23 protein-coding genes and 1 pseudogene are annotated in these 24,419 nt (G+C 71.9%); 9 read left to right on the forward strand and 15 right to left on the reverse strand.

The genetic code is table 11. The features are described from left to right. Nucleotides 1-189: 189 nt before the first annotated feature. The 8 genes and pseudogenes from ACT1U9_RS10020 to ACT1U9_RS10055 all read right to left on the reverse strand — a co-directional run. A pseudogene (locus ACT1U9_RS10020) lies at nt 190-2,145 on the reverse strand (DUF3492 domain-containing protein); the annotation flags it as partial. Between the two features lie 191 nt (nt 2,146-2,336). Then, entirely contained in the window at nt 2,337-3,953 is a 1,617-nt protein-coding gene (locus ACT1U9_RS10025) for a dipeptide ABC transporter ATP-binding protein (protein WP_444537994.1), read from the reverse strand. Further along, on the reverse strand, nt 3,950-4,939 hold the full coding sequence (locus tag ACT1U9_RS10030; protein WP_444537995.1) for an ABC transporter permease: 990 nt from the start codon (nt 4,937-4,939) through the stop codon (nt 3,950-3,952). Before ACT1U9_RS10030 ends, ACT1U9_RS10025 begins: the two co-directional genes overlap by 4 nt. Beyond that, nucleotides 4,936-5,925, reverse strand: coding sequence for an ABC transporter permease (locus tag ACT1U9_RS10035; protein WP_444537996.1), 990 nt, complete (start codon nt 5,923-5,925; stop codon nt 4,936-4,938). Before ACT1U9_RS10035 ends, ACT1U9_RS10030 begins: the two co-directional genes overlap by 4 nt. Before the next feature lie 2 nt (nt 5,926-5,927). Then, nucleotides 5,928-7,646 (reverse strand): ABC transporter substrate-binding protein, encoded by a 1,719-nt coding sequence (locus ACT1U9_RS10040; protein ID WP_444537997.1) that lies wholly within the window; start codon nt 7,644-7,646, stop codon nt 5,928-5,930. A gap of 176 nt (nt 7,647-7,822) precedes the next feature. Next, nucleotides 7,823-7,918: an Ms4533A family Cys-rich leader peptide gene (locus ACT1U9_RS10045; RefSeq protein WP_317453741.1), complete on the reverse strand. Its 96-nt coding sequence runs from the start codon at nt 7,916-7,918 to the stop codon at nt 7,823-7,825. Nucleotides 7,919-8,006: 88 nt separating this feature from the next. Next, nucleotides 8,007-9,506, reverse strand: a complete 1,500-nt coding sequence (locus ACT1U9_RS10050) for a DUF3152 domain-containing protein (RefSeq protein ID WP_444537998.1) — start codon at nt 9,504-9,506, stop codon at nt 8,007-8,009. An 8-nt stretch (nt 9,507-9,514) separates the two neighbouring features. Continuing rightward, on the reverse strand, nt 9,515-10,483 hold the full coding sequence (locus ACT1U9_RS10055; protein ID WP_444537999.1) for an alpha/beta fold hydrolase: 969 nt from the start codon (nt 10,481-10,483) through the stop codon (nt 9,515-9,517). A gap of 118 nt (nt 10,484-10,601) precedes the next feature. On the opposite strand from ACT1U9_RS10055, the gene ACT1U9_RS10060 reads away from it, so the two are divergent. From ACT1U9_RS10060 to ACT1U9_RS10075, 4 genes are all read left to right on the forward strand, one after another. Beyond that, on the forward strand, nt 10,602-10,820 hold the full coding sequence (locus ACT1U9_RS10060) for a hypothetical protein (RefSeq protein ID WP_444538000.1): 219 nt from the start codon (nt 10,602-10,604) through the stop codon (nt 10,818-10,820). 146 nt (nt 10,821-10,966) lie between these two features. Beyond that, entirely contained in the window at nt 10,967-11,608 is a 642-nt protein-coding gene (locus tag ACT1U9_RS10065) for a TetR/AcrR family transcriptional regulator (protein WP_444538001.1), read from the forward strand. A gap of 143 nt (nt 11,609-11,751) precedes the next feature. After that, entirely contained in the window at nt 11,752-11,979 is a 228-nt protein-coding gene (locus ACT1U9_RS10070; protein WP_188276032.1) for a DUF3107 domain-containing protein, read from the forward strand. A gap of 194 nt (nt 11,980-12,173) precedes the next feature. Continuing rightward, entirely contained in the window at nt 12,174-12,437 is a 264-nt protein-coding gene (locus ACT1U9_RS10075; RefSeq protein WP_444538002.1) for a hypothetical protein, read from the forward strand. A gap of 25 nt (nt 12,438-12,462) precedes the next feature. Here the strand turns inward: ACT1U9_RS10075 and ACT1U9_RS10080 are convergent, their stop codons facing one another. Next, nucleotides 12,463-13,230, reverse strand: coding sequence for a ferritin-like fold-containing protein (locus ACT1U9_RS10080; protein ID WP_444538003.1), 768 nt, complete (start codon nt 13,228-13,230; stop codon nt 12,463-12,465). A 321-nt stretch (nt 13,231-13,551) separates the two neighbouring features. Between ACT1U9_RS10080 and ACT1U9_RS10085 the strand changes: the two genes are divergently transcribed. Continuing rightward, a complete protein-coding gene (locus tag ACT1U9_RS10085; protein WP_444538004.1) occupies nt 13,552-15,735 on the forward strand; it encodes a DEAD/DEAH box helicase in 2,184 nt (727 codons plus the stop codon). A 173-nt stretch (nt 15,736-15,908) separates the two neighbouring features. Beyond that, complete coding sequence (locus ACT1U9_RS10090; RefSeq protein WP_444538005.1) at nt 15,909-16,832, forward strand: alpha/beta fold hydrolase; 924 nt, start codon at nt 15,909-15,911, stop codon at nt 16,830-16,832. A gap of 31 nt (nt 16,833-16,863) precedes the next feature. On the opposite strand, the gene ACT1U9_RS10095 is transcribed toward ACT1U9_RS10090, so the two are convergent. Beyond that, nucleotides 16,864-17,820, reverse strand: coding sequence for an NYN domain-containing protein (locus ACT1U9_RS10095; RefSeq protein WP_444538006.1), 957 nt, complete (start codon nt 17,818-17,820; stop codon nt 16,864-16,866). 209 nt (nt 17,821-18,029) lie between these two features. On the opposite strand from ACT1U9_RS10095, the gene ACT1U9_RS10100 reads away from it, so the two are divergent. Further along, entirely contained in the window at nt 18,030-18,182 is a 153-nt protein-coding gene (locus ACT1U9_RS10100) for a hypothetical protein (protein WP_444538007.1), read from the forward strand. 112 nt (nt 18,183-18,294) lie between these two features. Here ACT1U9_RS10100 and ACT1U9_RS10105 read toward each other — a convergent pair whose 3' ends face one another. From ACT1U9_RS10105 to ACT1U9_RS10120, 4 genes are all read right to left on the reverse strand, one after another. Next, complete coding sequence (locus ACT1U9_RS10105; protein WP_444538008.1) at nt 18,295-18,900, reverse strand: MarC family protein; 606 nt, start codon at nt 18,898-18,900, stop codon at nt 18,295-18,297. Nucleotides 18,901-19,001: 101 nt separating this feature from the next. Continuing rightward, the gene (locus ACT1U9_RS10110; protein ID WP_444538009.1) at nt 19,002-19,865 is read right to left on the reverse strand and encodes a PHP domain-containing protein; all 864 of its coding nucleotides are present in this window, start codon (nt 19,863-19,865) and stop codon (nt 19,002-19,004) included. Between the two features lie 173 nt (nt 19,866-20,038). Further along, nucleotides 20,039-20,677 (reverse strand): DUF6758 family protein, encoded by a 639-nt coding sequence (locus ACT1U9_RS10115; protein WP_444538010.1) that lies wholly within the window; start codon nt 20,675-20,677, stop codon nt 20,039-20,041. A gap of 78 nt (nt 20,678-20,755) precedes the next feature. Then, complete coding sequence (locus ACT1U9_RS10120; protein ID WP_444538011.1) at nt 20,756-21,340, reverse strand: suppressor of fused domain protein; 585 nt, start codon at nt 21,338-21,340, stop codon at nt 20,756-20,758. Nucleotides 21,341-21,776: 436 nt separating this feature from the next. Here ACT1U9_RS10120 and ACT1U9_RS10125 point away from each other — a divergent pair, with 436 nt between their 5' ends. After that, nucleotides 21,777-22,904 carry a magnesium and cobalt transport protein CorA gene (locus tag ACT1U9_RS10125; RefSeq protein ID WP_444538012.1) on the forward strand — a complete coding sequence of 376 codons (1,128 nt, stop codon included), beginning with the start codon at nt 21,777-21,779 and terminating at the stop codon, nt 22,902-22,904. On the opposite strand, the gene ACT1U9_RS10130 is transcribed toward ACT1U9_RS10125, so the two are convergent. Further along, nucleotides 22,882-23,796 (reverse strand): DMT family transporter, encoded by a 915-nt coding sequence (locus ACT1U9_RS10130; RefSeq protein ID WP_444538013.1) that lies wholly within the window; start codon nt 23,794-23,796, stop codon nt 22,882-22,884. The two genes, ACT1U9_RS10125 and ACT1U9_RS10130, sit on opposite strands and share 23 nt — an antisense overlap. A 97-nt stretch (nt 23,797-23,893) precedes the next feature. Between ACT1U9_RS10130 and ACT1U9_RS10135 the strand changes: the two genes are divergently transcribed. Then, nucleotides 23,894-24,415 (forward strand): hypothetical protein, encoded by a 522-nt coding sequence (locus ACT1U9_RS10135; RefSeq protein ID WP_444538014.1) that lies wholly within the window; start codon nt 23,894-23,896, stop codon nt 24,413-24,415. Nucleotides 24,416-24,419 lie beyond the last annotated feature (4 nt).

A 24,419-nucleotide genomic window follows, 5' to 3' on the forward strand; every position in this document is an offset into this window, starting at 1 on the left:
CCAAGTAGCGGAGTGGCTGGATCCGTTACGACTGTCGGGGTCGGCCGGGAGCGTCGACCCGGCGGCCACAACCGAGTCCCGGTCCACATCCCCCAGGGTGTCGCGGGCCGCGCCCGCACCGGGCGTCCGCCACGCGCGCGTACCCGGGTCCGCCCAGCTGGGGGCGTGCCCGGCGGACGGGGAGGCGGTGCCCGACGTGGCCCAACTGCCGGGGACATGGGCCTCGGCGGGGTGCGCGAACGGCACCGGGTCGGCGCTGTCGTCGAGCTCTTCGCGGCGGACCGGGCAGTGCGACATCAGCTCCAGGTAAATGCCGCGAAATGCCGCGAGGTTCTGCTCGACCGTGAAGAGTTCGAGCGCGCGGGCACGGGCAGCGGCGCCGAGGCGTTCACGTCGCTCGGCGTCGCGCAACAGCGCCACGCACGCGTCCGCGAGCGCGCGGGGGTTGCGCGGCGGCACCACGAGCCCGGTGCCGCCGATGACTTCGACCACCGCGCCCGCGTCCGTGGACACCGTGGCCCGGCCGCAGAACATCGCCTCGACCAGGCTGATCGGGAAGCCCTCGACGACGCTGGAGAGGACGACGACGCTGCCGGACGCGTACGCGTCGGCCAGGTCCGGGGCCTCCGGGCCGCCGATCTCCTCGAAGGAGACCGGGTTGTCGCCGACCGCGTGCGCGTCGGCGGCCTCGTCGGGGAAGAGCTGGGCCGCGAGGGCGCGGCAGTGGGCGAGGTAGGCGGCCGACTCGGGAGAGAGCCCGCCGAACCCCGCACCCGCGCCGTAGCCGTGCGGCGAGGCGTACCCATGGGCGGCGCTGTACGAAGCCGCGCTGTACGGGGCCGAGCCGATGCCGCTCCCCTGCCCGCCCACGTCGTACGAGGCCGCGCCGGACTCACCGGACCCCACTGCTCCGGACCCCGACGCCGCCCCCGCGTAGAAGATCCGCAGCCGGGCGTCCGGCTCCTTGCGGCGGACCTCGGTGAAGGCGTGCAGCAGGGCGATGAGGTCCTTGGTGGGGTCGATGCGGCCGACCCAGACCAGCGTGCCGGGGTCGCCGCCGGACGGGCCCTCGCCGACCGCCTGGAAGCGGTCGGCGGCCATCCCCGGGTACACCGTGCGCAGCTTCGCGCGGTCCGCGCCGCACTTCTCCTGCCAGCGGCGGGTGTGGGTGTTGCCGGGGGTGATGAGCGCGGCCCGGTCGTACACCTCGGCCGCGAGCCGCCGGTGGAAGGCGGCCAGCAGCGCCCGTACGGGGACGCGCGCCTCGCGGGCCGCGAGGTACTGCCGGCGCAGCTGGACGCCGTACTCGGTGACCAGCAGCGGAACCCCGAAGAAGCGTTTGGCCAGCAGACCGGGGAGGGCGGCGGAGCCACCGCCCGCCGCATGGCACAGGTCGACGTCGCCGAGGCTCGCCGCGTCGTACCAGTCGAGCGAGAGCGGCCGCAGGGCGCGTTCCAGGAGGTCGGCGAAGGCAAGGTAGTCGGGGACGCGCGCGGCTTGCACGGCGCGGCTCGCGCCGGGTGCGCGGCAGGCGGACTCAAGGACGCGCACGGCCGTCTCGGAGCGCAGCGCGGTGTGCAGCCCGCCGCACTCGCGGGCGAGGTCGGCGAGCCCGTACAGCCCCTCGGCGAACCGTGACGCGCCGGTCAGGGGGACGGAAGGCGCCTCGGCGTCGGCCGCGTCCGCACCGGGACCCGCCACGCCGATCATCCCGCCCCCGCCCGCCGCGAGCCCGAACTCGCCGAACGTGCGGGCCGCGTCGGCGGCGAGCCCGGCCGCAGCGCTGCGGCCCCGCGTGCCCCGTACGGAGAGCGCACCGAGGCCCGTCCCGGCCCCGTCCCCGCAGATCGCCCCCGCCAGCTCCCGGAAGCACCCCGCGAAGCGGGTGCGTTCGCGGCGGCCGTAACTGCGGTGGGCGAAGCGGGGGTTGGCGCACTCCTCCGGGGACCACAGCGGGGCCGTGCGCACCCGGCGGACGTGGGGCGGCAGGGCCACCCAGCCGCGTTCCTCCTGGGCCGCCGTGCGGCTCAGCGCGTATATGTCGAACTCGTGCCGCGCGAGCCCGCGCACAAGCCGGTCGCACCACAGCCTGGACTCGCCGGTCGTGTACGGATATCCGCCGTCCGTGAGCAGTCCGATCCGCATGCAACGCACCCCCGATCTCCCTTGTGGGCGGCCGCCGTTGCCCCGGCGACTCGCAGCGGGAAGAACGTAAGCGGATACGACCGTGGCGCGATGGACGGTTGTCCATCGCGCCACCGGAAGGGGTGAATGCACGTAACTTTCGCTCCCCGGTCGCGTTTTGTCGCGCTACGGGGCAGGAGAGTCACCCAGCGTCAGGCCGCGGCCAGTTCATCACGGCTCTGCCCGCCGCCCTGCTCGCGCAGCTCCTTGCGGGCCGCGCGGCGCACCGCCGCGAGCACCGGGTCGACCGTCGGGACGGCGGCGAGCAGCTGCCGGGTGTACGGGTCCTGAGGCGAGCCGTAGACCTCGTCCACCGCGCCCTCCTCCACGATCCGCCCCTGCCGCATCACCGCGACCCGGTCGCTGACCTGGCGTACGACGGCGAGGTCGTGCGCGATGAAGACGAGCCCGAGCCCGAGTTCGCGCTGCAGCTCGGCGAGCAGCTCGGTGACATGGGCCTGGGTCGTCACATCGAGCGCGGACACCGGCTCGTCGCAGACGATCAGCTGCGGCTCGGCGGCGAGCGCCCGCGCGATGCCGACCCGCTGGCGCTGGCCGCCGCTGAACTCGTGCGGGTAGCGGTCGTAGCGGTCCGGGTCGAGGCCGACCCGCTCCAGGAGCTCGCCCACGTGCGCGCGGATGCGCTTCTCGTCCCGTACGCCCGAGGCCCGCAGCGGGTCGGCGACCGACTCGCCGATCGAGCGCCTGGGGTTGAGGGAGGCGACCGGGTCCTGGAAGACCATCTGGACGGCCGTGCCCTCGCGGCGGATCGAGCCCGACGTGGTGTCGAGCAGACCCACCAGCATCCGGCCGAGCGTCGTCTTTCCGCTGCCGCTCTCGCCGACCACGCCGAGCGTCTCGCCGCGCCGCACGGTGAGCGAGACGCCGTCGACGGCGGTGAACGACGTCTTGCCGCGGCCGAAGACCTTGCGCAGGTCGACGGCTTCGAGCAGCGGCTCCCCGGCGGTAGCCTCGCCCGCCGCCTTCGGCGCGTCCAGGCGCGGCACGGCCGAAAGGAGCTCCTTGGTGTACGCGGCCTTGGGCGCGCCCAACACCTCGCGCACCGGTCCGCGTTCGACCGCGCGCCCCTGCCGCATCACCAGGACGTCGTCCACGCTCTCCGCCGCGACGCCCACGTCATGGGTGACCAGCAGCAGGCCCATCCCGGTCTCGTGGCGCAGCCCGTGGAGCAGGTCGAGGATCTGGGCCTGGACGGTGACGTCCAGGGCCGTGGTCGGCTCGTCGGCGATGAGCAGCTTCGGCTCGCAGGCCAGCGCCATCGCGATGAGCGCGCGCTGGCGCATGCCGCCGGAGAACTCGTGCGGGCGCGAGCGCGCCTTGCGGGCCGCGTCCGGGATGCCGACGCGGTCGAGCACGTCGACGGCACGCGCGCGTGCCGCCTTGCGCGAGCCGCCCCGGTGCACCCGGTACACCTCGGCGATCTGGTCGCCGATCGCGTAGTACGGGTCGAGGGAGGAGAGCGGGTCCTGGAAGACCATCGCGGCCACTCCCCCGCGCAGCCGCCGCAGTTCGGCGTCGGAGGCCTCGTGGACATCGGTTCCGGCCACCTTGACGCTGCCCTCGACGACGGCGCCGGTGCCCCGGTGCAGTCCGAGCAGCGCGTACGCGGACGCGCTCTTGCCGGAGCCGGACTCGCCGACCACGCCGAGCGCGGCGCCCGGCGCCAGGCTGAAGGAGAGGCCGTCCACGGCCCGCGTCTCGCCGAAGGAGATGCCGAGGTCGACGACCTCCACCAGGGGCTCGGTCATGACAGCACCACCCGTCGGTCCGCCACCGCGTACAGCGCGTCCGCGACGGCATTGGCCAGTACCACGAAGAACCCGGTCGCCATGACGACGCCGACCACGATGGGCAGGTCGACCTGGCGGACCGAGTCCACCAGGAGCTTGCCGATGCCCTGGATGCCGAAGAGCGACTCGGTGAGCACCGCGCCGCCGAACATCGAGCCCGCGTCCAGCGCGCTGAGCGCGATCACGGGGGCCAGCGCGCCGCGCAGGGCGTGCTTGCCTACGATGGCCCGCTCGGTCAGCCCGTACGCGCGGAAGGTGCGCACATGGTCCTCGGCCAGCGTCTCCAGCATCGAACTGCGCACCAGGCGCGCGTACTTGGCGCTCTCGATGAGCGCCAGCGAGATCCACGGCAGCAGCAGTCCCCAGAACCACTGCTCCGGGTTGTCGGAGAACGGGGTGTACTGCGGGAACGGCAGCCAGGCCAGCGTCGAGCAGAAGACGATGATCAGGACCAGGCCGATCACGAAGACCGGCGTGGAGAAACCGACCAGGGTGAGCCCGGTCAGCACGCGCTCGACGGCCGAGCCGCGCTTCCACGCGGAGAGCAGCCCGGTGCCGACACCAAGAATGATCCACAGCACGAACGCCCCGATCACCAGCGACCCGGTGACCGGCAGCTTGTTCAGCAGGATGTCGGTGACCGGCGAGTCCTGGCGGTACGACAGCCCCAGGCAGGGCGCGTCGCAGTGGACGACGCCGATGCCGGAGGAGAAGTCACGGCCGGCGAACAGGCCCTCAAGGAAGTGCCAGTACTGGACGTAGAGCGGATCGCCGAGCTGGAGACGGTCGTGCACCTGGGCGACCTGCGCCGGGGAGCAGCGCTCGCCGCAGACGATCTGGGCGACGTTGCCGGGGGCGGCGTAGAAGACGAGGTAGACGACGACGGACAGGGCCAGCAGCACGAAGACCGCGCCGCTGATCCGCCGCAGCAGAAAGCCGGTCACTTCGCGGCCTCCTTACGGGACTTGACGCCGACCTTGAGCCGGGAGGCGGCCCTGGGGTCGAGCGCGGTGCGCACGCCTTCGCCGACGACGGTCAGCGAGAGCACGGTCACGAACAGGAAGCCGGCGGGCAGCAGCAGATAGGTGGGCGCCGACTGGTACCAGGTGTTGGCCTCGGTGAGCATCTGCCCCCACGACGGGGTGGGCGGCTTGATGCCGACGCCGAGGAACGACAGGGCCGCCTCGATCGAGACGTTGGCGGGCACCAGCAGCACGCCGTACGTGATGACGGGCGCCGCGAGCGCGGGCAGCAGCTCGCGCCGGGCGATGGCCAGGCGGCCCCAGCCGCTGAGCCGGGCCGCCGAGACATAGTCGAGCGACTTGAGGGCGAGGGCGGAGGAGCGCACGATCTTGGAGGTGCCGGACCAGCCGACGACCGCGATGACCAGGGTGATCAGCACCGGGCGCGGCACCGAGTCCGGGACGACGGCGATCAGGCCGAGCCCGATGACGAGCAGCGGAAGCGCGACCACCACATCGGTGAAGCGGCTGATGACCTGGTCGGCCCAGCGCCCGCCGAGGGCGGCGAGCAGGCCGAGGCTCACCCCGATGAACACCTGGACCACGGTGGCGATGAAGGCGACGCCGAGCGAGACCCGGGCCCCGTACACGATGCGCGCGAACAGATCGCGGCCGGTCTGGGGCTCGACGCCGAGCCAGTGCTCGGCGCTGATCCCGCCGAAGGAGCCCTTGGGCACACCGCCGGCCGCCGAGTCGACGAGGCCGGGGTGGAAGGTGTTGGGGTCCTGCCCCTCCAGGGCGGTGAGCAAGGGCGCCGCGAGCGCCACGAGGACGAGCAGCGCGAAGACGACGGCGGCGACGGTCACGGCGCGCTGGGCGCGCAGCCGCCGCCAGAACTGACGGGCCCCGGAAGCGGGAGCGACCGCGGTGGCCGCTCCCGCGTCGGAAGCCAACAGGGCTTCGGTCATGACTACTTGACCGCGACCTGGGAGATGTCGAGCACACCGGTCCAGTCGCTGATGACGACGTTCTTGATGTCCTTGCCGACGAGCCGCTTGTAGACCGGGTGGAAGAGCGGGACCACGACGGCCTGCTCACCGATCTTCTTGTCGAGCGCGCCCCAGCGCGGGGCGGCCGCCGACAGGTCGGTCAGCTTGTTGATCTCGTCGATCTCCTTGTTGACCGAGGGGTCGTCGAGGAAGCCGGTGTTGAAGTTGGCGCCGTCCTTGACGATCTGGCGGCCGTCGAAGATCGGCGCGAGGAACGGGCCGCCGGACGGCCAGTCCGCGCCCCAGCCGCGCAGGAAGAAGCCGGGCTCCTTGCCGACGCTCTGGACGGTGTCGGCGTAGTCGTTGGCCTCCAGGCCCTGGAGCTTGACCGTGATGCCGGCCTTCTTCAGGGCGTCCTGGAGTGCGGTGGCGACCTCGGGGCCCTTGGGGCCGCCCTTGGCGTTGGAGTGGGTGAGCGTGACGGTGAGGCCGTCCGCGTAACCCGCCTCCTTCAGGAGCTCCTTGGCCTTGGCCGCGTTGCCCGAGTCACCGGCCGGGAAGTGGTCGTAGGCGGTGTAGCCGAACGCCTTCTGGTTCGGCAGGAAGGTGGTGGCGGGCTCTGCGAGCGAGGAGCCGCCGACCGCGTTGACGGCCGAGGTGCGGTCCACGGCGTACGCGACGGCCTGGCGCACCTTCGGGTTGTCGAACGGCTTCACCTTCGGGTTGAAGGCGATGTAGTTGGTGTAGCCGAAGTGGCCGGTCCCCACGCGCGCGTTGAGCGCCTTGTCTCCGCCGATCTTGGCGAGCTCGGCCGGGCCGAGGTTGGTGTCGGTGGTTACGGCCGCCGAGTCCGGGCCCTGGGATGCGGAGAGGCGCTGGTTGATGACGGAGGCGTCCAGGCCCGAGCGGACGTCGATGCTGTCCGGGTAGGCCTTGCGCTGGGAGTCGGTGGCCTCGGACCAGTTGGGATTGCGCTCCAGGACGAGGTGCTCGCCGTCGTTCTCGTTCTTGACGACCTTGTACGGGCCGGACGAGACGGGGTGCTCCTCGTACTTGGTGCCCTTGTCCTTGGCCTTGGGGACCGGCGCGAACTGGGTCTGGGTCGCGAGGTAGGGGAACTCGCCCTCGGGCTTGTTCAGATGGAAGACGATCGTCTTGGCGTCGGGCGTCTCGATGGAGGCGAGCCCCTTGCCGCCGTCCTTGTACGGGCCCTGGTAGTCGGCGCCGCCGGCCAGCCAGTCGCGCAGATAGGGCGCGCCGCCGGAGAGCTCGGCGGCGAAGGACCGCTCGATGCCGTACTTGATGTCGGCCGTCGTGATCGGCGTGCCGTCCTCGTACTTGAGGCCGTCCTTGAGGGTGTACGTCCACACCGTGGCGTCGGCGTTGGGCTTGCCGGTGTCGGTGGCGAGGTCGGGGACGACCTTGGTGCCCGCGGCGCCCGCCTCGCGATTGCGGGTGGTGAGCGTACGGAAGATCAGGGACGGAACGTTTCCGCCGCCGGAGGTGTAGAGCCGGGCCGGGTCGAAGTCGGTCTGCGGCTCGTTGTTGAGGACGGAGAGCGTGCCGCCCTTCTGCGGCTTGCCGTCCGCACCTCCGGCGTTCTTGGCGCCGCTGTCGTCGGGGCCGCAGGCGACAGCGCCCACGGCGAGAACCACGGCTATCGCTGCCGCTCTTGCGACGTTTCCGGACATCTGACGCATGGGACTGAGAACCTCTCGATGGCTGCCGGGCTGGGGCAAACGGGACGCGGACGTCTGCCTCGGCCCATGAAGAGGTCATGGGTCTTCAAAAGAAGAGAGAGTGCTGCGCCCGCGCGAATGAACGACGACGGAGTACCCGGGCGCGAAGGATCAACGAAGGGGCGCGCGGGTGGGCGTCAGCAACAGTGGATGTCGGCTACGCAGAGCCCGGTCACGCCGATCAGCGCCAGCTCGATGGCGGCGCGTGCGGGGGTGACGGGGCGGTGCGGCATGCCGAGAACTATGCAAAGCCCCGCTGTCCACTGTCAACCAGGATTGGGACAGTTGTCCCACAGTGTGGACAGCGGGGTCGTACTGGTCTCAACCAGTCGGGAAGACCCAGGGGTTGGGACGGCACTTGATCCCGTCTATGTCCAGGGACTTGGTCTGCTGCTGCATCACCGGAGCGAGGGCGCCGGGAGTGCGACAGCTCACATGACCGTGGCCGAGCCGGTGTCCCACTTCGTGGTTGATGAGCATCTGCCGGTACGCGTACATCGCCTGGGCCCCGAACGTCTCCGAGCCCTGCGCCCAGCGGAACGCGTTGATCATCACGCGCTCGGTGGCGGCCGAGTCGCAGGAGACGTTGTCCTCGGTGGTGTCGAGCCCCGACTTGCCGCACCAGGTGCCGGTGGTGCCGGGACTCGCCAGCGTGACCACGAAGTCCGGCTGCCCGGACGAGATCCGCTCGAAGGTCATCGCCCCGTCGTGCGCCCAGCTGCGGTCGTCGTTGAGGGTCTTCTGCACGGCGTCGGCGAAAAGCTGACCGTCGAGGCCGAGACCCTTCTCGATGTCGACCCGGTAGCGGTACTTGCGCCCCTTGCCGGGCGCCGCCACGAATCCGGGCACCGCCTCGAAGTCGCCGGAACCTTTCAGCTTCGGGTCGATCGGGTACTGCAGCGCCATCTTCTGCTCGTACGAGGCCTGCTGCGCCGGGGCCGCCTGCTCGGGCGTGGCCCGGCTGTTGGAGCGGGAGGCCGTCCCCTCGTCGTCCCGGCTGCTGTCCCCGGCGGACTGGGCGCCGGTGCGGTGACCGCCGTCGGAGGTGACCTGCCCGGCCACGACGACCGCGAGCACGGTGGTCACGGCAGCGGCCGCGATCCCGGTGAGGGTGCGGCCCTTGCCCTTGCTCTTGCCCTTGTCCGGCTTGGGGTCGTCGAGGATCTCCGCTTGGTCGGGCAGATCCTCGACGGGGACCGGCCGTGGGGCGGGGACGGTCGGCGCCGCCACGTGTCGGTGCGCGCCCGTGTCCGACAGGTAGCGGTCGCCGAAGGGGTCGCCCTGTTCCCGCCCGTCGAAGGCGTCCACGTACTCGCGCCGGGGTCCCGGTATGCGGACACCGGGGCCGGCGGTCGGGGTGGTGGGGCCGACGGACCCACGGGGTGCCGTCGTGCGCGGGGTGCCGTGCCAGTCGCCGTGGCGTACGGCCGAGGGCTCGCCCCAACCGCCGCCGCCCTCATGGTGTTCGGGGTGGCCGCCGCGCACCCGGGGCACGCCGTGCGCCGGGGTCGAGCCGCCGAAGTGCTCGGGCGCGGGGCCGTCGGGAACGGGCCTGACCTGCGGAATCGGCCCGGTCGCGGGACCGTCGATCCGGCGGCGTCTGCCCGCGCCGGGAGCTGCGGGCGCGGCGTCGGCCGCGCCGGGGTGCTCGGCGGGTGCGGCGAAGTGGTCGGCGGGGATACCGGGGTTACCGGCATGCGTCCTGGAGTCGCCCGGAGAGTCGGCGGGGATCCCGGGCTCTGCCGCGCGTATCCCGGAGTCGCCGGCGGGTATGCCGGGGTTTCCGGACGTGGCGCCCTTGGGTCGGCTGTGTCGTCCCACGCCCCGGATCAGCTCCTGTTTCCGCAGTCGTCGACCAGGTCCCGGAAGGCCTGCGCGACCACCTCCGGGTACTCCATCATCGCCACGTGCCCGGCGTCGGGCAGGGTCAGAAGTCTCGAATCGCGGAACGCGGTGGCCGCCTTGCGGGCCATCCGGTAGCCGACCAGCTGGTCGCGGCCGCCGTAGACGAGCAGCGTCGGCGCGAGCACCCGCTCGGCCTGCCGCCACAGTCCGTGCTGGCCGCCCAGCGTGTACGCGTCCACGACGCCCCGCGCCGAGCGGGCCATCGCGTCCCAGAAGTACGGCAGTTGAAGACGGCGCTCCATCTCCTCGACGGCCGCCCGGAACGCCTCGGGGCCGACGCGGCCCGGGTCTCCGTAACAAAGGGCCATGACCCCGCGCGTACGGTCCTCGGCGGTCCAGTCCTTGGAGAGCTTCATGAACAGGGAGGCGACTCCCGGCACCGCGAGCAGTCCGGTGGGCCAGGCGGTGCGCTGGGGGCGCAGCTCGGGCAGCGCGGGCGAGATCAGGGTGAGGGTGCGGACCAGGTCCGGGCGGACGGCCGCGACGCGGGTGGCGACGGCGCCGCCCAGCGAGTTCCCGAAGAGGTGGACGGGCCCGCGCCCGGCCGATTCGAGCAGCCGGATCACCGCGCGCGCGTGGCCGGTGACCGAGTAGTTGCCGTCGTCCGGCGGCGGGGAGTCCCCGAAGCCGGGCAGGTCCAGGGCCTCGCCGTCGACCATGTCGGACAGATGCGGCATCAGGGCCGACCAGTTCTGCGAGGACCCGCCTAGCCCGTGCACGAACAGGGCGGGGGCCAGGCCGGACCGGTTCCCGGGGCGCGACCGGACGGTCAGCGTCAGGCCGGGCAGGCTCACCGAACGCAGCTCCTCGCCCGGCGCCACCCGGACCGCGCCCACCCGGGGTGCCGGGGCGACAGCGGCGACTGGGGATTCCGGCAGCTCGGTCGAAGACATGCGGGCAATGTTACGAGACGATCACACCGTGGTTCATGTGTTCGCCGTCACAGATCGCATAGCGCTGCGCAGAGCAACCCCATAGGCTCGTAGCAAGCCCTCTTTTAAGGGAGCAGCCATGCCCGTCGACCCGACCGATCCTGACACCTTCCAGGAAGAAGACGACGCAGCCGAACTCTCCGAGGAAACCCCCGAAGCGGATGCCGCCGAGCAGCACACGGACGTACGACAGGAACGCGACGAGCCGGTGACCCGTGTCGACCCGGACGCGGCGAACGAGGCGGACGCCGTCGAACAGGCTCGCGTCGTCGCGCTCAACGAAGACGACTACCGCTGATTTGTTCGGATAACCGGGCGTATCTCCAGCTACCCAGCCTGTCCGGTCCGTGAAATTCTGCGTGCGCACCGCGCACAGCCGGGTTACCCAAAAGTACGATGGCGGCGCGCGTACATCGCGCACGAGATCAACCTTTGGGAGGCGGCGTGACAGCCATCGAGCAGACCGAGGCGGCGCGCCCGCGGGGCACCCGCCTGCCGCGCCGGGCCCGCCGCAATCAGCTTCTGGGCGCCGCCCAGGAAGTCTTCGTCGCACAGGGCTACCACTCGGCCGCGATGGACGACATCGCGGAGCGGGCGGGCGTCTCCAAGCCGGTCCTCTACCAGCACTTCCCCGGAAAGCTGGAGCTCTACCTCGCCCTGCTCGACCAGCACTGCGAGGCGCTGCTCCTGGCGGTGCGCACGGCGCTCGCCTCGACCAGCGACAACAAGCTGCGCGTCGCCGCCACCATGGACGCCTACTTCGCGTACGTGGAGGACGAGGGCGGCGCCTTCCGGCTCGTCTTCGAGTCCGACCTGACCAACGAGCCCGCCGTGCGCGAGCGCGTCGAGCGGGTCAGCCTGCAGTGCGCCGAGGCGATCTCGGCCGTGATCGCCGAGGACACCGGGCTCTCCAAGGACGAGTCGATGCTGCTCGCCGTGGGCCTGGGCGGGGTCTCCCAGGTGGTCGCCCGCTACTGGCTCTCCAGCGAGTCGGCGATCCCGCGCGAGAAGGCGGTGCAGCTGCTGACCTCGCTCGCCTGGCGCGGCATCGCGGGCTTCCCGCTGCACGGCACGGACGGCCACTGACCGGCCGCGCGACCGGCCGCGGGCGACTACGGTGTTCGCTCGTAGCGTGCGGCGCGCGAACGTCCGGGTCCCCTCACCGGGCTAATGTGTGCGGGGTACGGCGCGGCTGACCGCGCACCGCAGACCGTCGGAGGGACATAGCCGTGGAGGTCAAGATCGGCGTGCAGCACGCACCCCGGGAGATCGTTCTGGAGAGCGGGCAGTCCGCCGAAGAGGTCGAGAGCGCGGTAGCCGACGCCCTCGCCGGCAAGGCGCAGCTGCTCAGCCTCCAGGACGACAAGGGCCGCAAGGTCCTCGTGCCGGCCGACCGGATCGCGTACGTGGAGATCGGCGAGCCGGCGGTCCGCCGGGTGGGCTTCGGCCAGCTGTAGCCCGTAGACGCGTGTGACAACAGGAGCGGCCCGGCAGTCCTCGACTGCCGGGCCGCTCCTGTGTGTTCGGGCTTCTTTGCGCCGACTGTGCGCTCCCTGTGCTCCACACGGTGAGGGGAGGATTGCGCTCCGAGAGCGTCGGGTAGGACGGCTGTGACCGATTTCGCCTGGTCCACACAGCGGGAGGGACGCACATGCTCCTGGAAGCGCTCGGCTCCGTATTTCTCGGACTCGCCCTTGCCTGGACAGCCGCGACCCGCCTGCCACACCGCCTGCCCGAACGCCGAACCGTTTTGGCGGCGGGCCCGCTCGGCGCCCTGTTCGGCGCCTTCCTGACCCACTCGGCGGTCGGCCCGGGCCATACGGTGACCACGATCATCGGCGCGACGTTCATCGCCGTGGTCGCGCTGTCCCTGCTCCTGCGCCCGTCGGGCCGCCTGCGCCGATCAGCGGCGTAGGCGGCTTCCTTCGTACGGGTACGGACTAGGCCGCGAGCCCCAGCGCGGCCATCCGCTTGGTGTGCGCCTTGGTGATGCGGGTGAACATCTCGCCGACCGCGGCCAGGTCGAAGCCGTCCGCCATGCCGCCGACCAGCATCGTGGAGAGCGCGTCGCGCTCCGCGACCACGCGCTGGGCCTGTGACAGGGCCTCGCCCATCAGGCGGCGCGCCCACAGCGCGAGGCGCCCGCCCACGCGCGGGTCAGCCTCGATCGCGGCGCGCACCTTCTCGACCGCGAAGTTGCCGTGGCCCGTGTCGTCGAGGACGGCGAGCACCAGGCCGCGGGTGTCCGCGTCGAGCCGGGCCGCGACCTCGCGGTAGAAGTCACTGGCGATCGAGTCGCCCACGTACGCCTTGACCAGGCCCTCCAGCCAGTCCGACGGCGCGGTCTGGTGATGGAAGTCGTCCAGGGCCTTGGCGAACGGCTCCATGGCGGCGGTCGGCTCCGCGTCGATCTCCGCGAGGCGGTCGCGAAGCCGCTCGAAGTGGTGGAACTCGGCCGAGGCCATCTTCGCCAGCTCCGCCTTGTCGGCGAGCGACGGGGCCAGCTTGGCGTCGTCGGCGAGGCGCTCGAAGGCCGCCAGCTCGCCGTACGCGAGCGCGCCGAGCAGATCCACGACGGCGGCGCGGTACTGGGGCTCGGCGGAGGCCGTCGCCCAGTCCTGGGCGGCGATCCCGGTGGGCTGCGCGGCGGGTTCTTCGGCGTGTCCGGCCGCTTCGGTTCCGGCGGCGGCGTTGTCAGGCGTCTCCATGGTCCGCACAATAGCCCGCTCGCGGCACGACGGAAGGCCCTGGTCAGGAACCGGGTCACGGCGCTTCCCGCAGATTCGCCCAACACACATGCGCGAATCCGGGGTACAGTGGTAATGAGCCTGCCGAGGATCATGTATTCGGCGGGCGGCTTGATGAATGAGGATGCCCGGTCGGTCGCCCGGTCGGCTCCGACCCGACAGCCCTCGTGCGGCACGTGACAGTGCGTGACCGCAGATGAGGGACCCTCAGCGGCATGAGCGCTTGAGCGACGGCAGTGGTCCCGCGCCACCCGGCACAGGTCGTATTCCGACTCCGGCCGGATGAACCCGGCACGGTACGACCCGCCCCGTTCGCCCCGTGCCGCGTCTCACAGAAGAGGCAGCACCCTGACTACGTTCCGAGAGCTCGGGATCCTTCCCGAGACCGCCGAAGCCCTTGAAGCCGTCGGCATCGTGTCCCCGTTCCCCATCCAGGAGATGACGCTCCCCGTCGCGCTCTCCGGCTCCGACGTGATCGGCCAGGCCAAGACCGGCACCGGCAAGACGCTCGGCTTCGGTCTGCCGCTCCTTGAGCGCGTCACCGTCCCCGCGGACGTCGAGGCGGGCCGGGCGAAGCCCGAGCAGCTGACCGACGCCCCGCAGGCGCTCGTCGTCGTCCCCACCCGCGAGCTGTGCACCCAGGTCACCAACGACCTGCTCACCGCCGGCAAGGTCCGTAACGTCCGCGTGCTCGCCATCTACGGCGGCCGGGCGTACGAGCCGCAGGTCGAGGCGCTCAAGAAGGGCGTCGACGTGATCGTCGGCACCCCGGGCCGTCTGCTCGACCTGGCGGGTCAGCGCAAGCTCGACCTCTCCCACGTCCGCGCGCTCGTCCTCGACGAGGCCGACGAGATGCTCGACCTGGGCTTCCTGCCCGACGTCGAGAAGATCATCAACATGCTTCCGGCGAAGCGCCAGACGATGCTGTTCTCGGCGACCATGCCGGGCGCGGTCATCGGCCTGGCCCGCCGCTACATGTCGCAGCCCACGCACATCCGCGCCACCGCGCCGGACGACGAGGGCGCGACCGTCGCCAACATCTCGCAGCACGTCTTCCGCGCCCACTCGATGGACAAGCCGGAGATGGTCGCGCGCATCCTCCAGGCCGAGGGCCGCGGACTCGCGATGATCTTCTGCCGTACCAAGCGGACGGCCGCCGACATCGCCGAGCAGCTCGCCAAGCGCGGCTTCGCCTCCGGCGCGGTCCACGGCGACCTCGGCCAGGGCGCCCGCGAGCAGGCGCTGCGCGCCTTCCGCAACGGCAAGGTCGACGTGCTGGTCTGCACCGACGTCGCCGCGCGCGGCATCGACGTCGAGGGCGTGACGCACGTCATCAACTACCAGTCGCCGGAGGACGAGAAGACCTTCCTGCACCGCGTGGGCCGCACCGGCCGCGCGGGCAACAAGGGCACCGCCGTCACCCTGGTCGACTGGGACGACATCCCGCGCTGGCAGCTGATCAACAAGGCGCTCGACCTGAAGTTCCACGAGCCGGTCGAGACGTACTCCACGTCCGCGCACCTCTTCGAGGAGCTGAACATCCCGGCGGGCACCAAGGGCGTCCTGCCCCGCGCCGAGCGGACCCGTGCGGGTCTGGCGGCCGAGGAGCTGGAGGACCTGGGCGAGACGGGCGCCCGCGGCCGCAAGTCCGCCGCCGCGGCCCCGGTCGCGACGGAGGAGCGTCCGGCTCGTACGCGCACGCCGCGCCAGCGCCGTCGTACGCGGGGCGGGTCCTCGGTCGAGGAGACCGAGCCGCAGTCCGTGACGCCGGAGCCGGCCGCCGAGGCGGAGTCCGCCGAGCCGCGCACCCCGCGCCGTCGCCGCCGTACCCGCGCCGTGGCCCCGGCCGAGGCCGTGGTGGCCGCAGCCGAGGCCGTGGTCGAGCAGGCAGCGGCCGAGAAGGCCGTGGCCGAGGCCGTCGTCGAGGCCGAGCCGAAGCCGCGCCGTACCCGTACGCGCAAGACGGCCGAGGCCGTCGCGGTCGTCGAGGCGCCCGTCGTCCCGGCGCCCGCCGCCGAGCCGGAGGCCCCCGCGGCCCCGCGCCGCCGCACCCGCAAGGTGGCCGAGCCGGTCGCCGAGGCCGTCGCGGAGGCCCCCGTGGCCGCCCCGCGCCGCCGTACGCGCAAGGTCGCGGAGCCGGTCGTCGAGGCCGTCGTCGAGGCGCCCCCGGCGCCGCGCCGCCGCGCCCGCAAGGTCGTCGAGCCGGTCGCCGAGGTCGGGTTCCTGACCCCGGAGTCGGCCGCTCTGGAGATCGCCGCGGCGAAGGCCGCCGAGGCCGCCGCCAAGCCGGCCCGTACGCGCAAGAAGGCCGTGGCCGTCGTGGCCGAGGCCGACGCGCCCGTCGAGGCCAAGCCGCGTCGCACGCGCGCGAAGAAGACGGCGGAGGCTGCCCCCGAGGCGACCCCCGAGCCCGAGGCCAAGCCGCGCCGCACGCGGGCGCGCAAGGCCGCGACGCCGGAGGCGTAAGCACCGCAGCGAGCCATGTTCGGCCCGGCATCCCTTCACGGGGGTGCCGGGCCGAATGCGTTACGGGGTAGCGGAGCCTCAGATCAGCGGGCGGAGTGCAGCAGCGGCAGGTCAGAGCGCCGCAGGTCAGGGGCGGATTGGGGACGGCAGGGATCCCCGATTACGCTCGGCGTATGAGCACACCCCGCTCCCTCGCCCTCCCCGCCGGCACGCGCGCGTACTCCCTCGTCACGCCCCGCGGCCCCTTCGCCGTGCTCGACGCGCGCCCCACGGCGGCGCCGGTCGGGACCGCGCTGCTCGTTCCGGGGTACACGGGGAGCAAGGAGGACTTCCTAGCCCTCCTGGAGCCGCTCACCCGCGCCGGCTACCGCGCGGTCGCGGTCGACGGACGCGGCCAGCACGAGAGCCCCGGACCGCGCCGCGCCTCCGGATACACGCCTCGCACCCTCGCCGAGGACGTACTCGCGCAGACTGCGGCCCTGGGCGACGGACCCGTGCACCTCGTCGGCCACTCCTTCGGCGGCCTCGTCGCCCGTTCCGCCGCCCGCCTCTCCCCCGACTCCTTCCGGTCGTTGACGCTGCTGTCGTCGGGGCCGGGCCATGTCGGCGCGGAGCAGCGCGCCAAGATCCGGCTGCTGCGGGCCGCCCTGCCCGTACTGCCGGCGGCGGTCGTCTGGGCGGTGACCCGCTGGCTGGACCGCCGCGACCCGATGTACGTCCCCGACGCGCCCGACATCGCCGCGTTCCTCCAGCGGCGCTGGTACAACACCCGCCCGGCCCAACTCATCGCCACCGGGCGCCAGTTGAGAACGGAACCGGACCGCACCGAGGGCATCGCCGCGCTCCCGCTGCCGCTGCATGTGGCGTACGGGGACGAGGAGTCGGTGTGGACGATCGAAGAACTGGCCGCCCTGGCCCGCAACACGAACGCCCGCCACACAGTGATCACAGGCGCGGGCCACTCCCCCAACGTGTCGCACCCGGAGCAACTGGCACAGGCGTTGGCGGAGTTCTGGCTGGCGAGCACGACGTCCGGGCCACCCACCAGGGGCGCGGGGAACTGCGCGACCAGCCCCCACCGGCCCGCAGCCACATAACAAGCACGCCCACCCCGACCGCAGGTCAGGGTCAGTACTGCGACTGCAAGTGCTGCCAAAACCCGTCCCGCAGGGCCCGCCGCAGATCCGCGTGCCCCCGCAGGGACCGCTGGAGCAGCCGTTCCGCCTCGACGAGGAGGTCCTGGTCGACGGGGCCGGGCAGGAACGGGTGCCCGGGCAGCAGCTGCGCCAGGGACGCCCGCCCCCGCTCCGACAGCCACGTCGCGGCGATCTGCGCCCCCACGAACCGCACGTCGTCCCGCGACGGCGCGGGCCCGCTCTCCTCGTACATCGTCACCGGCCGCCGGGTGACGTACGGCTTGCAGAAGTCCAGGTCGAAGGTCCGCTGACTGTCGACCTCCCACAGCAGCGGCTCCGCCTGGTTGCGTCCCTCGGCGGCCTCGATGCCCCACAGGTGGACGCGCGCGCCGTACCCCTGCGCCGCCTCGACCGCCGAGACCAGGTCCTCGTCGCCGCCGATGAGCGCCGCGTCGCTGATCGCGCGGTGCCGGGCGAGTGACTCCAGATCGGAGCGGATCAGCGAGTCGACGCCCTTCTGCTGGTTGTTGGCGTTGAGGTTGCCGAGGCGGACCTTGACGTCCGGCAGCTCGGCGATCGACTGCTGCTCGGAGGTGTGGATCCGGCGGCGCGCGCCGTCGTACCAGTACACACGGAGCAGCCGGCTGTCCGCGAAGATCGTGCGCGCCTTGTCGATGAACGCCTCGATCAGCCCCTCGGCGTCGAGGTCGAAGGACCGCCGGTCCTCGGTCCCGGCGACCAGAAGACCCGCGGCCGCGTACACGTACCCCGCGTCCACGAAGATCGCATGGGTCGACGGTGTCTTCGCCACCTCGGCGAGCATCCGCCGCAGCAGCTGGTTGGTGCGCTCCAGCTGCACGGCGATGTCGGGGCCGTCGGCGGACGCGGAGGACCCGCCCCGGGCACTCGCGCGGTCGGGGTTACCAGTGGTGTCGCCTGCTTCGCTCATATGCCACCCATTGTCCGTGGCGTGACCGACCCCACACAACCGGTCGCCTTACCGCCGAGTATTTAGCCCGTGAAAAAATTTCCTTAGCGTAGGGAATGTTTGCCAAGGGCAACCCGTTGAACAGGACAGAACCGCGGGAGCAGGCTGCACAGGCGCAGCCCCCCGCACCAGTAGTTCTCCTTCAGGAGGATCAGACGAAGGGAGAAGCCATGCGCTTCGAAATCATGCGCCTCAACGACGTCGACGGCTCCGCCGTGGACAGCACCGTCGTGGACGCCGCCTCCGTCAACCGGATCGTGCAGCAGGCCGCCGCAATCGGCCAGCGCATCTACATCCGCCCGGCCGAAAACTCGGCTTCGTAACGCGTAAGGATCTCCTGCGCGGCGAAAGCCGAAGCGCCCCCCGTACACCGACGAGGTCGTCGATGCGCAGGGGGCGCTTTTTCGTGTACGGGCGTCTTACGTACGTAGTACGTCAGGTGCCGTGGATCACCTGGGTGATCCCGTTGATGATCTGCTGCACCGCGAGCGCCGACAGCATCATGCCCGCGAGCCGGGTCACCAGGACGACGCCGCCGTCCTTGATCACGCGGATGATCAGCAGCGAGTACCGCATGACCAGCCACAGCACGATGTGCATCGCGAGGATCGCCGTCCAGACCGCGACCTGCCCGCCGAACGTGTCGTGGTTCTGGACGGCCAGGATCACCTGGACGATCGCGCCGGGCCCGGCTAGCAGCGGCATGCCCAGCGGGACGAGCGCGACGTTGACGTCCTTGGTCTGCTTCGGCTCGTCGGTCTTGCCGGTGAGCAGGTCGAGCGCGATGAGCAGCAGCAACAGGCCACCCGCGATCATCAGCGCGGGGACGTCGATGTGCAGATACGCCAGGATCTGGTGGCCCACCAGACCGAAGACGGTGATCACGCCGAGGGCCACGGCCGCGGCCTGCCACGCCATCTTGCGCTGCACCTTGGCGGGGCGGCCGGAGGTGAGCGCCAGGAAGATCGGCGTGATCCCGGGGGGATCCATGATGACAAAAAGGGTGAGGAAGAGGGAGCCGAAGACGGCAGCGTCGAACACGGTGGTGCCTTGCAGGAGATGGGGTGTACGGAAAGGGGGACCCCGCGTGGGCGGAGTCCTCGGGGAAAGCGTGGGAGGGGCCGGGGCGCGGCCCCGCCGGGTCAGCGGCCGGTTCCGCCCGCGCCCGGGACGGGGAACGCGCCCGTCGCGCGGCGCGTGATCTCGCCGTAGATCTCGGGGTCGGTGGTGCACTCCCCGAGCCGTACGGCCTTGCGGCTGCCGTGGTAGTCGCTGGAGCCGGTGGTCAGCAGACCGAGCTCGGCGGCGAGCGAGCGCAGCCGCGCGCGCGTGGGCGCGTCGTGGTCCGTGTGGTCGACCTCGATGCCGTCGAGACCGGCCGACGCGAGCTCGGCTATGACCGTCTCGGGCACGACCTGGCCGCGCTTGAGGGCGAGCGGGTGCGCGAAGACGGTGACGCCGCCGGCCGCCTTGACCAGGCGGATCGCGTCGAAGGGGTCGAGCTCGTGCTTGCCGACGTACGCCCGGCCGCCGTCGGCCAGCCAGTCCGGTACGAAGGCGTCGGAGACGGTGTCGACGACGCCCAGCTCGACCATGGCCTCGGCGACGTGCGGGCGGCCGACCGAGCCGTCGCCCGCGATCCGGGCGACCTGATCCCAGGTGACGGGGACGCCGAGCTCCTGGAGCTTGGCCACCATGCCCCGGGCGCGCGGCACCCGGTCGTCGCGGACGAGCTCGCGCTCGCGCGCCAGCTCCGGCTCCTCGGGGTCGAAGAGGTACGCCAGCATGTGCAGCCCGATGCCGTCGACGCGGCAGGAGAGCTCGGCTCCGGTCACCAGGGTCAGACCGGCGGGCAGCGCCGCGGTCGCCTCCGCGTGGCCGCGGGTGGTGTCGTGGTCGGTCAGCGCGATGACGTCCAGACCGGCGGCGGCCGCGTTGCGGACCAGCTCGGCCGGGGTGTCCGTACCGTCCGACGCCGTGGAGTGGGTGTGCAGATCGATGCGCACGCGTGACTCCAGCGGTCGGGACGGACAGGGGGACACTCAAGGATAACTGCGCGTCACCCCTGCACGGCCCGAAACAGCTGTGGCACCCGCCGCACTCCACGCGTACGCGCGCGTGGCGCGAGACAGCGCCCACGCGCGCGCAGTACGAGACGCAGCCGCCGTACGCGGGCGTCTCACGACAGGATCCGCGGTGACAGCGCCCCGCACGGCACCAGTTCGACCTCCGCGCCCGCGTCCCGCAGATCGGTGAGGACGAGCTCGTCGTAGAGCAGCAGGCCCGACTGTTCGGGCCAGACGATCGCCCAGAGCCAGAGCCCGCGCGCCTCGCCCGCGAAGACCGCGCGGTCGTCGGGGGTGGCGGTGACGTGCCACAGCGGGGTGGGGCGGCCCGCCGCGAGGACTTTGACCTGCGGCGGCTTGTCGACGCTCATATAGGGGCCGGGGTCGGGGCCGTCGATGCCCGCGTACCGTGCGCCGAGCCCCACGCCCAGCTCCTCGGCGACCAGCAGCATCTCGCCCATGCCGCCCAGCGGGCCGGGGCCCGAGCAGGCCACGGCGGTCGCCCGTCCGCCGCTGCGGTCGTCGCCCGCGATCGCCACTCCGGTGAACAGCCAGCCGATCGGCAGCGGCCAGGGCATCCAGACCGGCACCTGCGTGCGGTGCACCGCGACGCCGAGCGCCTCGACGCTGGGGGGAACCACGGGCTGCAGCGGGTGCACCGTGCCGTGCACGTCGCACTGCCACGAGTCGGCAAAGAGACCGGGCGCCCTGACCCGGCCTCCGCACTTCGGGCAACTGGGTTCGCCCCTCATACCTGCCAACGGTCCTCCCCGTCCCGCGCCGCGTCAAGGACGATCACCCGTCGGCGTGTGGCGATGAGGGCGACTGGACTAGTCCAGGGCCACGGACTTACGCAGCGGATCCCGCAGGTCCGTCCCGTTCGCCAGCCAGCGCTCCTCCAGCTCCTGCGCCCCGCGCACCCGCTTCCAGGCGGCCTCGTTGGTCGTCATCGGCAGCAGCGGCAGGAACCGGACCGCTTCCATCGGCTCGTCCAGCTCCAGGTCCTCGACCAAGCCGCCCGACTCGGCGACCAGGACCGAGCTGAACGGCGCCCCGGGCCACAGCGGTTCGCCGATGTCGAGCGAGGCGCCGGGGGCCACGATGACGCCCTCCACCTGCGGTGTGGAGGCGAGCACCGCGAGCGGTCGGAGCACCTTGTCGGTGTCGGCGAGCCCGGCCCGCACCGACAGGACCAGCTCCGCGCGCGGGCCCTTGACCGGGTCGGCGAGGGCGGCGGCCGGGTCGGTCATCGGCTGGGCGGACATGCCGAGCGTGGCGTAGCGGACGATGTCGCCGTCGGTGAAGCGCAGCACCTCGATGCGCTCCGTGCCGAGGAAGGTCACTGCGGCGCGCGCGTCCGGTTCGCCGAGGGCGGTGCGCAGCCTGGCCTCGACAAGAGCAAGAACATCAACCATGCAGTGAGCATAGAAGCCGTATCGAACGAGCAAAGTACGGACTTGACACTTACGTCGACTGATAGTCTTAGCCGCTGTTCAGGGCAGCAGGAAGTCCCTCACGGGGGACCGGCCGGAGGAGGTGGGGCTGCGATGGATCGAAGTCGGCCTGGCAGTACCAACCGCTCTTCCGTGCACCTTCGTTGTTCCCTGTGATCGAGACCTCCATACCCGGCGCACCTGCCGGGAAACATCAGAGTCTCCTGCATCTCGTGGCATCGCGCACGACGGAAGAGCACATCGCCTCGCCTTGTCCGTTTCAGTAGCGAACGCCGTCACCGCGCCCGCGGTACCGCCCGCTTTGCGGACGTACGCAGATGTACGCAGTCGTCGCGTCACGTCCCCATTCCGGGCAGTGCCACGCCCGCCGACGGCCTCTCCGTGAAGGAGTCCTGCCATGTCGATGATCCGTGACCTGCGCGCCGCGGTCCGCCCCTCGCTGCGCCCGTCGCTGCGCAAGACCCCTGCCCCGCACAACTCGTACGACCCGACCCGCGACCCGTCCGCCAGCAGCGCGGTCGTCGACTGCGCGGTCTACCGCGACGGGGTGCGCACCGAGGCGCAGTCGTGTCTTACGCCGCGCGAGGCGATGCGGTGCGTACGGGACGACGGCGGGTTCGCGTGGATCGGTCTGCACGAGCCGACCGAGGCCGAATTCGCGGGCATCGCCGCCGAGTTCGGGCTGCACCCGCTGGCCGTCGAGGACGCGGTCCACGCCCACCAGCGGCCCAAGCTGGAGCGCTACGACGACACGCTCTTCACCGTCTTCAAGACGGTCCACTACGTGGAGCACGCCGAACTCACCGCGACCAGCGAGGTCGTGGAGACCGGAGAGGTGATGTGCTTCACCGGGCGGGACTTCGTGATCACCGTCCGGCACGGCGGCCAGGGCTCACTGCGGGCGCTGCGCAAGCGGCTCCAGGGCGACCCCGAGCTGCTGGCCAAGGGGCCGTCGGCCGTACTGCACGCCATCGCCGACCAGGTCGTCGACGGCTATCTGGCGGTCGTGGACGCGATGCAGGACGACATCGACGAGGTCGAGATCGATGTGTTCTCGCCGCCGACGAAGGGCAGCCCGCGCGGTACGGACGCCGGGCGGATCTACCAACTCAAGCGCGAGGTACTGGAGTTCAAGCGGGCGGTCTCGCCGCTGCTGCGGCCGATGCAGCTGCTCAGCGAGCGCCCGATGCGGCTGGTCGACCCCGACATCCAGAAGTACTTCCGCGACGTCGCCGACCACCTCGCGCGCGTGCAGGAGCACGTCGTCGCCTTCGACGAGCTCCTGAACTCGATCCTCCAGGCGAACCTGGCGCAGGCGTCGTTCGCGCAGAACGAGGACGCGCGCAAGATCACCTCATGGGCGGCGATCATCGCCGTACCGACGATGGTGTGCGGTGTGTACGGCATGAACTTCGACTACATGCCCGAGCTGCACTGGAAGTACGGCTACCCGATCGTGCTCGCCGCCATCGCCGGCAGCTGCCTGGTCATCCACCGCACGCTCAAGCGGAACGGCTGGCTCTGACGACGAGCGCGAGTCCGGCGAGGATCACGGCGAGCGCGGGCCACGCGAGCGCGGGCGGCTGCTGACCGAGCCAGAGCGCCGCGATGAGGGCCGCGCCCGGCGTCTCCAGGAGGATCGCCGTGGACGTCACGGATGCCCCCAGCGCGCGCACCACACGGTTGAGCAGCGAGTGGCCGAGCAGTTGGGCCGCGACGGTCAGCGCGGCCAGCTTGGCCCAGGTGGCGCCCGAGTACGAGGTGAGGTCCGCGCCGCTGAACAGGCAGGCGGCGAGCAGGCCGAGGGCCGCCGTGCTGTAGCAGACGTAGGTGTACGGGACGGTGTCGACGGTGCGCCGCACCTCGGCCCCGAGCAGCACGTATCCGGCGGCCGCGATGCCGCCGCCGAGCGCGAGCGCGTCACCGGCCAACGCGCGCGAGGACGTGGTCAGATCGATGCCGGTGAGCATCACCACGCCCACGCACGCGACCATCGTCCCGGCCCACACGAGCATGGGCGGCCGGTGGCCGCGGATGCGCAGCGCGATGGTCGTCCAGATCGGCGTGGTCGTGCACAGCGCGGTCGAGGACGCCACGGACGTCATCCGCAGGCTCGGCAGCCAGAGCCCGAAGTGCACCGCGAGCAGCGCACCGGCCGCGACCGCGAGCCCCACCTCGCGCCGCGTCAGACCACGCAGCTGGGCCCGGTACTTGAGCGCCGCCAGCGGCGTGAGCGCACCGACCGCCATGGCGTTGCGCCAGAACGCGATGGCGAGCGCGGGAGCCACCGTGGCGGCGATCAGCGGCGCGGAGAGCGACACGCTCAGGATCGCGACGGCGAGCAGCGCGAAGTCCAGCCGGGGAACGGCCGGTGCGGCCCGGTCAGTCGCGGCAGGGGTGGTGGCGGTGGAGGACACGACGGCATCGTAAGGGGCTAAACATATTTACGTAACTGTCGGTCCGTGCTGTGGACAACCCTCGGGCAGTGTCCTGGCCGTCCCATAAGGTGACCCCATGACAAGTGCGCTGCTCGACCAGGCCCTCGTCGAGGAGGCCACCAAGAAGTCGGGGCTGATCTGGGTGCGCGGCACCGAGACCGCCGACCGTCCGCTGTGGCACGCCTGGCACGAGGGCGCGGCCTATGTCCTGGGCGGCGGCCCCGGCGAGCAGCCGCTGGAGGGCCTGGCCGACGGCGGCACCGCCGAGGTGACCGTCCGCAGCAAGGACAAGGGCGGCCGCCTGGTCGCCTGGACCGCCTCGGTGAGCGAGGTCGCGCCGGGCAGTGAGCTGTGGGACGCGGTGGTCGCCGAGCTCAAGGGCAAGCGGCTGAACGCACCGGACGGCGAGGCGATGACCGGACGCTGGGCGCGCGAGTGCCGCCTGCTGCGCCTCGCGCCGCTTCAGACGCGTACGGAGATGCCCGAGGGCTCGCTCGCGGCCCGCCCGGTCGAGACCCCCGCCACCACCCGCCACCCGGTCCCGGCGGCGCTGCCGAGGCTGCTGTTGAAGCGGAAGCGCAAGGGCAAGCGCGGCTGACGGT

Origin of the sequence: Streptomyces sp. BR1 (assembly GCF_052373795.1) — a bacterium.
Taxonomy (GTDB): domain Bacteria; phylum Actinomycetota; class Actinomycetes; order Streptomycetales; family Streptomycetaceae; genus Streptomyces.

Excerpts from the sequence above, each read along its gene's own strand:
- ACT1U9_RS10120 (WP_444538011.1), bottom strand. The coding sequence starts at position 21,340 with ATGGTTGATGTTCTTGCTCTTGTCGAGGCCAGGCTGCGCACCGCCCTC.
- ACT1U9_RS10025 (WP_444537994.1), bottom strand. The coding sequence starts at position 3,953 with ATGACCGAGCCCCTGGTGGAGGTCGTCGACCTCGGCATCTCCTTCGGC.
- ACT1U9_RS10095 (WP_444538006.1), bottom strand. The coding sequence starts at position 17,820 with ATGAGCGAAGCAGGCGACACCACTGGTAACCCCGACCGCGCGAGTGCC.
- ACT1U9_RS10135 (WP_444538014.1), top strand. The coding sequence starts at position 23,894 with ATGACAAGTGCGCTGCTCGACCAGGCCCTCGTCGAGGAGGCCACCAAG.
- ACT1U9_RS10055 (WP_444537999.1), bottom strand. The coding sequence starts at position 10,483 with ATGTCTTCGACCGAGCTGCCGGAATCCCCAGTCGCCGCTGTCGCCCCG.
- ACT1U9_RS10075 (WP_444538002.1), top strand. The coding sequence starts at position 12,174 with ATGCTCCTGGAAGCGCTCGGCTCCGTATTTCTCGGACTCGCCCTTGCC.
- ACT1U9_RS10045 (WP_317453741.1), bottom strand. The coding sequence starts at position 7,918 with ATGCCGCACCGCCCCGTCACCCCCGCACGCGCCGCCATCGAGCTGGCG.
- ACT1U9_RS10125 (WP_444538012.1), top strand. The coding sequence starts at position 21,777 with ATGTCGATGATCCGTGACCTGCGCGCCGCGGTCCGCCCCTCGCTGCGC.
- ACT1U9_RS10060 (WP_444538000.1), top strand. The coding sequence starts at position 10,602 with ATGCCCGTCGACCCGACCGATCCTGACACCTTCCAGGAAGAAGACGAC.
- ACT1U9_RS10090 (WP_444538005.1), top strand. The coding sequence starts at position 15,909 with ATGAGCACACCCCGCTCCCTCGCCCTCCCCGCCGGCACGCGCGCGTAC.
- ACT1U9_RS10035 (WP_444537996.1), bottom strand. The coding sequence starts at position 5,925 with ATGACCGAAGCCCTGTTGGCTTCCGACGCGGGAGCGGCCACCGCGGTC.
- ACT1U9_RS10080 (WP_444538003.1), bottom strand. The coding sequence starts at position 13,230 with ATGGAGACGCCTGACAACGCCGCCGCCGGAACCGAAGCGGCCGGACAC.
- ACT1U9_RS10085 (WP_444538004.1), top strand. The coding sequence starts at position 13,552 with ATGAACCCGGCACGGTACGACCCGCCCCGTTCGCCCCGTGCCGCGTCT.
- ACT1U9_RS10040 (WP_444537997.1), bottom strand. The coding sequence starts at position 7,646 with ATGCGTCAGATGTCCGGAAACGTCGCAAGAGCGGCAGCGATAGCCGTG.
- ACT1U9_RS10115 (WP_444538010.1), bottom strand. The coding sequence starts at position 20,677 with ATGAGGGGCGAACCCAGTTGCCCGAAGTGCGGAGGCCGGGTCAGGGCG.
- ACT1U9_RS10100 (WP_444538007.1), top strand. The coding sequence starts at position 18,030 with ATGCGCTTCGAAATCATGCGCCTCAACGACGTCGACGGCTCCGCCGTG.